The organism is Streptomyces pseudogriseolus, assembly GCA_002154585.1.
Lineage (GTDB): Bacteria > Actinomycetota > Actinomycetes > Streptomycetales > Streptomycetaceae > Streptomyces > Streptomyces pseudogriseolus.
Map to the genome: position 1 here is coordinate 39,071 of MUNG01000022.1, position 6,042 is coordinate 45,112.

Below are 6,042 nucleotides of genomic sequence, written 5' to 3' on the forward strand. Positions count from 1 at the left end.
AGCCTGTTCATGGTCGGCATAGTGGCGGCGGTGCTGTTCTTCATCGCCTTTCTGATCAACGCGGCGGACATCACGACCAACGACGTGTTCTCCTCGGTGAACGTGATGCTGCTGGGGCTGACCGCCCTGGCCCTGCACGTCGCCGGCATCGGCGCGGGACGGCCCCGCAGACGCTGACAAGCCCCGGCCGGGGTGCGGAGAGGGCCGACCTGAGGAACGGTGGCGGGCAGAGCGATGAGCTGCGCACGGCGACGGGGTCTCCCCTGTGTGCCGGCCGCCACCGGGCCGGCCCCGCCGCACCCCCCGAGGAGAACCGCATGACCGCCACCTACACCTTCGACGTCTTCTCCAGCCTCGACGGCTACGGCGCCGCCGGCGGCGACTGGACCGGCTACTGGGGCAAACAGGGCCCGCAACTGCTCGACCACCGGCTCGCCCAGCACGCGGGGGAGCAGCGCATGGTCTTCGGCGCGAACACCTACCGGGCCTTCGCCCAGATGCTGGCCGACAGCACCGGCGAGTCGGACGTCCGCGACCCCTGGGTCACCCGCATGCGCAACCTGCCGGCGATCGTCGTCTCGAACACGCTCCAGGAGCCCCTGGACTGGCCGGACGCCACGGTCGTCAAGGGCGACGCGGTCGACGTCGTGGCGCGCCTGAAGGAGGAGTCCGACGTGCCGCTGCGCTCGCACGGCAGCCTGTCGATGAACCGCGCCCTGATGGCGGCCGGCCTGGTCGACCGCCTCCAGATCACGGTGTTCCCGGTCGTCACCGGCCGCACCGGCCTGGACCGCGTCTTCGAGGGCGCCGCCGACTTCGACCTCGAACTGCTCGAACACCGCACCCTGGACGACCGCATCCAGGAACTGGTCTACCGGCCCACGCTGCACTGAGACCACCGCCCGGAGCAGCGGCCCCAGCGGGGCGGGAGGGAGCGTCGTACGGCCCGCGAGGCCCCCTGCTTCGGCGCGCGGCCCGGCGCTACAGTGGTCGTCACTGCCGGCGCGGGGAAGGGGACCTGTCGTGACCGGAACCGCACCCGCGACCCAGGCGGTCCTGCTCCGCCCCGGCCGGCTCACGCGCCCCGTACCGCGCACCGGCGTCACCCGGATCGGCGTCACCGGTCACCGCGCGATCCCGGCCGCCGTGGAACCCGTCGTACGGGCAGGGATGCGTGCGCTGTTCCACGGTGACGGACTGTCCCACGACGACGGAGGCGGCGGACCGTCCCACGGTGACGGCGACGGCGGACCGCTGGAGGCGCTCACCAGCCTCGCCGCCGGAGCCGACCAGATCTTCGCCGACATCGCCCTGGCCAACGGGGTGCCCGTGACGGCGGTGATCCCCGGCACGGACCACGAGGCCGGCCTGGGCGACGCCGCCACCCTGCGCGCCTACCGGCGCATCCTGCGTTCCTGCGCCAAGCAGGAGCGGCTGCCGCCCGAGCCGACGCGCGAGGCGGCGTACCTTGCGGCAGGCCGGTGGATCGTCGACCACGCCGACCATCTGGTCGCCGTCTGGGACGGCCTGCCCGCGCGCGGCGTCGGCGGCACCGGAGACGTGGTCGCGTACGCGCGCCGCACCGGGGTCCCGGTGACCGTTCTGTGGAGGCCGGGCGTCGTACGCGACTGACGCCCGGCACCGGCGCGTTCACCGGCCGAAGGTGCCCAGCCAGTCCGAGTGCTGGGGGGAGACCAGCCGCTCCGCCTCGGCCACCGCGTCCGCCCAGCCGCTCTCCGCCACCGTCGTCGTCATCGCGACCCGCAGGGTGTCCAGGTCCTGTTCGACGAGGGAGTGCGCGTAGGTGAGCGGCCGGTGCCGGCGCAGCTCCTGCCACGCCACGCCCGCCGCCGCGGCCGTACTGAACAGACCGGTCAGATCCCAGCCTTCCAGCAGCCCGAGCGCCCGCAGCACGGCCGCCGTGAGGGCGAGCAGGGTCAGCAGCGCCGTGACCGACGACCACAGCGCCGCGGCCCGCCGGGCCTGGGAAGCACGCCTCTTGTACCAGAGCTGCTGCTCCAGCAGCCGGTCCCGGAGGTAGATGTCCCGGCGCACCTCGAACGGCTTGGACCGCACAGCCCGCATCGTCGGCGTGATCTGCCCCGCGCCCCGGGTGACGGGCCCGTTGCGGGGATCGACCCAGCCGACCTTGCGCAGCTCACGCAGCCGCGCCTCCAGCCGCTCCTCGAAGAGCGCTTCGGGGTGCGGCACCCGGGAGTGGAAGGGGCCGCCGTGCACCATGTACTGCCACGCCAGCGACTTCAGCAGCTCCGCCGCCGCCCGGTGCGCCTGCCAGTGCGTACGGGCACGGCGCCGGGCGATGTGCAGCCCCAGGGCGATGCTCCCGGCGTACAGGACCGCCGCGGCCACGGCGGGAGCGCGGCTGTCGAGACGTTCGGCCAGCATGGCGGCCGTGGTGGCGGCGAGCAGAACGAACAACTGGGTCCGCACGACGCGGAAGGACTCACTCTGACGGGCGATCGCCCATTGATCACTTGACTGGAACAGCGGCGGCAGGTCTCTGTCGCTGACCACGGTGCTCGGCCCAGGAACAGCGGCGCTCATCGACCACCCCCGAAGTCTTCGGCCGCGCCGAGGATTTACGAGTATGAATGCGAAGCGGTCCGGATGGCCATCCTTCCGACATGCGGCTGAGGTAGGGTCCGCCTCGAACCGTGCTGTCCCCTCAGCTGTTGTCCGAGGACCAACCGTGGCACTGGACCTCAGGTCCCCCTGGACCGGGGACAAGCCGGTGCCCATGGAAGGAGACATCGGAACGATGAACGAATCAATGATCGCCGAGCGCGGCCCCGCGTCCCGCCGACGCCTCACCCCCCTGGCGGCGATCGACTCGCGCGCCGCCGCCAGGACGGCCGCACGGGTCGAGGGCGGTGGCGGCCGGCGCCGGACCAAGCCGGTGACGTTCAACTCCGGAGTCTGAGCTCCGCTCGGATCCCGGACCGGACCACCGGAACACCGCCGTACGAGGTAGGTCCGCCCGGTTATTGTTCGCCGGGCGCGGCCCCTTTCGAGATATCCGAGGTCTCCGGCCGAAAAACGTCCCGTCAGAACGCCGAAGTGCGGGTGAATTGACACATATTCCTGCGGTGGCGCGTAAGCACCGTTAGAATGGCGCATTCCGCGTGGCGGGCCGTAGTCTGTCGTGAATGAAGGCCCCCGCGGGCGCTCCGCTCCGCCAACTCGTGCTCAAGATTCACAGCCGCTGTGATCTGGCCTGCGATCACTGCTACGTCTACGAGCACGCGGACCGCAGCTGGCAGGCGCGGCCCAAGGTGATGGCCGAGGAGACGGCCGCGCGGACCGCCCGCAGGCTCGCCGACTACGCGCGCTCGCACGAGCTCGATTCCGTCAGCGTCATCCTGCACGGCGGAGAGCCCCTCCTCGCGGGCCCGGCCCGCATCCGCGCCATCTGCGCCGAGCTGCGCGCCACGGTGGGCGCGGTCACCGATCTGGACCTGGCCGTCCACACCAACGGCGTCCAGTTGAGCCGACGTCACCTGGACGTGTTCAAGGAGTTCGACGTCCGCGTCGGGATCTCGCTCGACGGCGACCGCGTCGCCAACGACCGGCACCGTCTCGACCGCCGGGGCCGCAGCAGCTACGACCGGGTCCTGCGCGCCGTCGCCCTGTTACGGACGCCCGAGTACCGCCATCTGTTCGGCGGGCTGCTCTGCACCGTCGACGTGGACAACGACCCCCTCGCCGTCCACGAGGCGCTCACCGAGCTCGACCCGCCCCGCATCGACTACCTCCTGCCCCACTCCACCTGGGACACCCCGCCGCCCCGCGGCTCCTCCGGCTCTCCGACGCCCTACGCCGACTGGCTGCTCGCCGTCTTCGACCGCTGGCTGGAGCAGGGGCAGAAGGTGCCGGTCAGGACCTTCGACTCCGCGCTCAGCACCCTGCGCGGCGGGCCCAGCCTGACCGAGGCCATGGGTCTGGCGCCCACCGACCTGGCCGTGGTCGAGACGGATGGAGCGTTCGAGCAGGCCGACTCCCTCAAGGTCGCCTACGACGGCGCCCCGGCCACCGGGTACGACGTCTTCCGGCACGGCTTCGACGCATTCGTCCGGCACCCCGGTGTGCAGGCCCGGCGGCTCGGCATCGCGGGCGTCTCCGAGACGTGCCGGCGATGCCCCGTCGTGCAGTCCTGCGGCGGCGGCCTCTACGCCCACCGCTACAGCAGCGAGCGCCTGTTCGACAATCCGTCCGTCTTCTGCGCCGACCTGCGCGCCCTCGTCGACGGCATCGCGGAACGCATCACCGAGCGAGCCTACTTCCCGGGCCTCACCGACCCCGGCGAACTGCGTCTCGCCCTGCTCGAACGGGACCGGGAACTCCTCGCCCACCTCAACGACCGCCTCGCGGGAGACGCCGACTGGGACGAGACCTGGCAGAGCCTGCTCCACCTGGACGCCGACGAACGCACCGCCGCTCACCTCGACCGGGTGCTCGCCCACAGCCACGTACGCGCCTCGCTGGCGCAAGCCCCGGTCGGCGTCGAGCTCACCGCCCGCGTCGCGTCCGTCGCGGTGGCCGCCGCCGTCCAGGCCCGCTCGTCCCTGCGCCTGTCCTGGCTCCATCACGGCGGCGTGCTGCACCTGCCGACGCTCGGCACGTTGAACCTGCCCTCCCCGGCACGCATTCAGGCGGAGGTGGACGGCGCACGGCTCACCGTCACCCTGCCGGACGGCCACCGGATCAAGGTCAAGGGCGATGCTCCCGCCCCCGGGTGGCGGCCGTCGGTCCGCGTGGACATGCCGGGAGGCGAGCAGGTGCTCGTCGACGACACCGACCCGTGGCGCGACCGCTTCCACGCCGAGGTGGCCGAGCCCTTGGAACTCTCCGCGCTGGCCGCCTTCGCGGAACAGCTGCGCACGGCCCACCGCACCCTGTCCGAGCAGGACCCCGGGTGGGCGGACGGACCCAACGCCCTGCGGGCCGACACCGTCACCCCGCTCGCCCCCGGCACCGGAGTACGGCTCGACACCGACGGAACCGGCGCCCTCGGTGTGGCACTCGACGCGACATCGGCCGACATCGCCGACGCCCTGCCCCGGCTGGGCCGTCTCGCCCGGCTGGCGAACCTCCGCCGGGCCACCGACCTCCATGTGCCGGGCACCCGGGCCGGAAGCCTGCTCACCGACGCCGTCGAGGCACTGGCACAGGGCGACAGGGCGCGGGCGGAGTGCGCCCTCGAGGAACTGGCCGGGCCGGCGGCCCCGGACCTGACCGAGACCGGTGCCGCCCTGGTCGAGGAACTGCGAGCGGAGGCGGGGCCGGCCCGTGGCTGACCGGGCAGCTCTGCAAGCCTTGTTCGAACGGGCGGGCGTCCCCCGAGGCGGTGTGGTGATGGTGCACGCGTCCCTCAGCGGCACCGGCGCGGCCCCCGAGACGGTGCGCGACGCACTGCTCGACGCCCTCGGTCCCGGCGGGACGCTCGTGGTGCCCGCCTTCACCCCGGAGAACTCCGACACCTCCCGCGCCCACCAGCAGCTCATCGAGGGCCTGGACGAACGGGCAGTGCGCGCGTTCCGTGCGACGATGCCACCCTACGACCCGGACACCACCCCCTGCCCGACGATGGGCGCCCTCGCCGAATGCGTACGGACCACACCCGGCGCCGTGCGCAGCGCCCACCCCCAGACCTCGCTCGCCGGACTCGGCCCGCGCGCGCCCGAGTTGCTCGACGGCCACCATCCCCACTGCCACCTCGGCGAGCGCTCCCCGCTGGCCCGGCTGTACGAGGCGGACGCCCGCATCCTCCTGCTGCGCGTCGGTTTCGAGGTGTGCAGCGCCCTCCACCTCGCCGAGTACCGGACGACCCCACCGCCTCCCCGCCGGACCTACCGGTGCGTGGTCGGCAAGCGGGGCAACTGGGTCGAGTACGAGGACGCGGCCCTGGACGACAGCGACTTCGCGGCGGTCGGGGAGCGGCTGCCGAGTGATCTTCTGATGCGGCGGGAATGGTCGGGGCGACCGGTCACGCAGTTCCGCATGCGTCGCGTCGTCGACGACGCG

7 protein-coding genes are annotated in these 6,042 nt (G+C 72.7%); 6 read left to right on the plus strand and 1 reads right to left on the minus strand.

From position 1 onward, the window contains the following. Positions 1–9 precede the first annotated feature (9 nt). The 3 genes from CCN29_RS35550 (at position 10) to CCN29_RS03685 (ending at position 1,632) form a co-directional block, all read left to right on the plus strand. Complete coding sequence (locus tag CCN29_RS35550; protein ID WP_006132945.1) at positions 10–177, plus strand: hypothetical protein; 168 nt, start codon at positions 10–12, stop codon at positions 175–177. Between the two features lie 140 nt (positions 178–317). Then, positions 318–893, plus strand: a complete 576-nt coding sequence (locus CCN29_RS03680) for a dihydrofolate reductase family protein (protein WP_006132947.1) — start codon at positions 318–320, stop codon at positions 891–893. 130 nt (positions 894–1,023) lie between these two features. Then, positions 1,024–1,632, plus strand: coding sequence for a hypothetical protein (locus CCN29_RS03685; RefSeq protein ID WP_086680011.1), 609 nt, complete (start codon positions 1,024–1,026; stop codon positions 1,630–1,632). An 18-nt stretch (positions 1,633–1,650) separates the two neighbouring features. Here CCN29_RS03685 and CCN29_RS03690 read toward each other — a convergent pair whose 3' ends face one another. Next, on the minus strand, positions 1,651–2,565 hold the full coding sequence (locus CCN29_RS03690; protein ID WP_107481666.1) for a DUF4231 domain-containing protein: 915 nt from the start codon (positions 2,563–2,565) through the stop codon (positions 1,651–1,653). Positions 2,566–2,779: 214 nt separating this feature from the next. Here CCN29_RS03690 and CCN29_RS35555 point away from each other — a divergent pair, with 214 nt between their 5' ends. The 3 genes from CCN29_RS35555 to CCN29_RS03700 all read left to right on the plus strand — a co-directional run. Beyond that, entirely contained in the window at positions 2,780–2,941 is a 162-nt protein-coding gene (locus tag CCN29_RS35555) for a hypothetical protein (RefSeq protein ID WP_158688531.1), read from the plus strand. A gap of 226 nt (positions 2,942–3,167) precedes the next feature. After that, positions 3,168–5,315 carry a radical SAM/SPASM protein FxsBH, inactivated beta-hydroxylase extension form gene (fxsBH, locus tag CCN29_RS03695; protein WP_086680012.1) on the plus strand — a complete coding sequence of 716 codons (2,148 nt, stop codon included), beginning with the start codon at positions 3,168–3,170 and terminating at the stop codon, positions 5,313–5,315. Between the two features lie 58 nt (positions 5,316–5,373). Continuing rightward, positions 5,374–6,042, plus strand: a 669-nt coding sequence (locus CCN29_RS03700; RefSeq protein ID WP_442538225.1) for an AAC(3) family N-acetyltransferase, incomplete at its 3' end; no start/stop codon positions are given.

What these genes read in the sequence shown, in the direction of transcription:
- CCN29_RS35550 (WP_006132945.1), top strand. Translation starts at nt 10, where the DNA reads ATGGTCGGCATAGTGGCGGCGGTGCTGTTCTTCATCGCCTTTCTGATC.
- CCN29_RS03690 (WP_107481666.1), bottom strand. Translation starts at nt 2,565, where the DNA reads ATGAGCGCCGCTGTTCCTGGGCCGAGCACCGTGGTCAGCGACAGAGAC.
- CCN29_RS03680 (WP_006132947.1), top strand. Translation starts at nt 318, where the DNA reads ATGACCGCCACCTACACCTTCGACGTCTTCTCCAGCCTCGACGGCTAC.
- CCN29_RS35555 (WP_158688531.1), top strand. Translation starts at nt 2,780, where the DNA reads ATGAACGAATCAATGATCGCCGAGCGCGGCCCCGCGTCCCGCCGACGC.
- fxsBH (WP_086680012.1), top strand. Translation starts at nt 3,168, where the DNA reads ATGAAGGCCCCCGCGGGCGCTCCGCTCCGCCAACTCGTGCTCAAGATT.